The sequence below is a fragment of the Pseudomonas sp. 13B_2.1_Bac1 genome (genome assembly GCF_025466155.1).
GTDB lineage: Bacteria > Pseudomonadota > Gammaproteobacteria > Pseudomonadales > Pseudomonadaceae > Aquipseudomonas > Aquipseudomonas aylmerensis.
Map to the genome: position 1 here is coordinate 1 of NZ_JANLOH010000015.1, position 1,922 is coordinate 1,922.

The 1,922-nt window shown below is 48.4% G+C and carries 3 protein-coding genes; all 3 read left to right on the plus strand.

What is annotated here, in order from left to right:
* The coding region (locus tag NTD80_RS03380) for an RHS repeat-associated core domain-containing protein (protein WP_262132151.1) at positions 1-559 on the plus strand (559 nt) is incomplete at its 5' end.
* The gene (locus NTD80_RS03385) at positions 556-1,377 is read left to right on the plus strand and encodes a hypothetical protein (RefSeq protein ID WP_262132152.1); all 822 of its coding nucleotides are present in this window, start codon (positions 556-558) and stop codon (positions 1,375-1,377) included. The genes NTD80_RS03380 and NTD80_RS03385, both read left to right, overlap by 4 nt.
* A gap of 359 nt (positions 1,378-1,736) precedes the next feature.
* A partial coding sequence (locus NTD80_RS31275) for a hypothetical protein (RefSeq protein WP_410017403.1) occupies positions 1,737-1,922 on the plus strand: 186 nt, incomplete at its 3' end.

Below are 1,922 nucleotides of genomic sequence, written 5' to 3' on the forward strand. Positions count from 1 at the left end.
CTTCAGGTTTTATGATGCGGATGTGGGGCGGTTCACGCAGCCGGATCCGATTGGGTTGTTGGGTGGGTTAAATTTCTATTGTTACTCACCCAACCCCCTTACCTGGACTGATCCATTAGGTCTGGATTGGAACTACATCCTACGAGATAGCAACGGATCACCGTATTATCACGGGCGCGCCTCAGATAAAGCCTCTCTGACCGACGTAGCGCGACGACATAGCAAAACAAAAGGGATAGATGGAAAACGATTCGGGCCCGGCGACACCATAAATCAGATAACACCCAAAGGGACCGACCGGACAATTGCTCGGGGCATTGAAGATATCGGTTCTAGAGAAAAAAACGTGCTCGGAAGAAAAACTGGAAAAGTACGAGGAAATGTCGACCCAGGAGTATCTGACGGCAACCCGAAACGACAAGCATATTTGGCACAAGCAAAAGCATACCTTCAAAGTAAAGGCGTTATTAAACCCAGCCTGTTTTCTCCGGTTGAAAGCAAGCCATACACATCTCCCAAAAAATCGTCAACACCTACGATATGTGGAAAAAAACAATGAGCCCGCTACCTCAAAAAGTAATAAAGGCACTAAAATCTTACGTGCCGGACGACGATCAAAATAGTCCAGAAACGCTCTCCATACTCTCAGACAACAATCTGATATTTAAAACCAAAACAATCACGCACAACGAAAGCGTCCAGTGGCTATTTACCGAACTTAAAAAAATCAAAAAAGCTACAATAATAAACGACTTTATTTATGGAGCTCAAGAATCAGCACCAGACTATAGAGCAGCTCTTTCAGCTTTTGCAATAGCACAAAACTTCCCCCCTCACGACTTCGCTGGACCCGATGTTTATTGCTCAATTTGCGGGGGTTTTTTAGAGCAAATAATTGATTTAACTTTTGTAAATTCCATCAGGTACACCTATGGATCATTACAGATCCTAACACCTGTACATATAGCCTTTTACCTTGAACAACACAATCGTCAACCTCACGCTGAGAATCCATCATACGACCGACTTAAAAAAATCATAATAGAAATCTTCAAATCCTCCCATCAGGAAACCCCCACCAGTCTTGCAAATAGACTTTCATCAACAAAGGGTATCAATATCAAAAAAAATGAAATAAGAGGCTTACTCGAAACTCTTGGTTATGCAGGCATTTTAGAAACGCCACAGCACAAGGGATATATTTATCAATTCCACCCCTCCTCCTTCCGCCCATCCAAATCACATAAATCAAACTGGGAGTATCCGATCGATTTCTGGACCGGAGAGCGCGGTATAAATTTGCATGCCATGGAGTTCTGGTTTTCAGAATACCGACAGATATTCGAGCCCCTGACCCGTGGAGAGCCCGATACGTGATCTCACCCGCCACTGGGGCAGCGACGGCGAGGACTATCACTTTCATTACGACCTGAACAAGGGCGAAACCCGCGTCGTCGACAGCATCGGCCGTGAGGAACGCTACCATTGGGAGCACATCGTCTACACCGAACACGGGGCCCTACCCCTCAGCATCACCGACCGTGGCGGCCACACCAGCACCTTCAGCTACGACCAACGCGGCAACCTGCTCAGCGAAAGCAGCGACGCGGGTGAGCTGGGCTATCTCTACGACGCCTTGGGCAATCTGGAAACGCTAACCCCTGCCCGATCAGCGTCAACTGAACCACCTGTACTACGGCAGCGGCCGTCTGCATCAACTCAACCTCAATGGCCGAGTGATCTGCGACTTCAAACGCGATCAACTGCACGACGAAGTCCTGCGAACCCAAAGCAGCCTACTCACCCGCACCCGCTACGACCGCAGCGGTCGCCTCAGCCAGAAAGCCCTGTACTACCGCAACGCTGCCCGCGAAGAGTTGCCGCTGCTGCAAAAAAACTACCAGTACGACGCTAGCGACAAT

Coding starts and splice junctions, on each gene's coding strand:
- NTD80_RS03385 (WP_262132152.1), top strand. CDS start 556: ATGAGCCCGCTACCTCAAAAAGTAATAAAGGCACTAAAATCTTACGTG.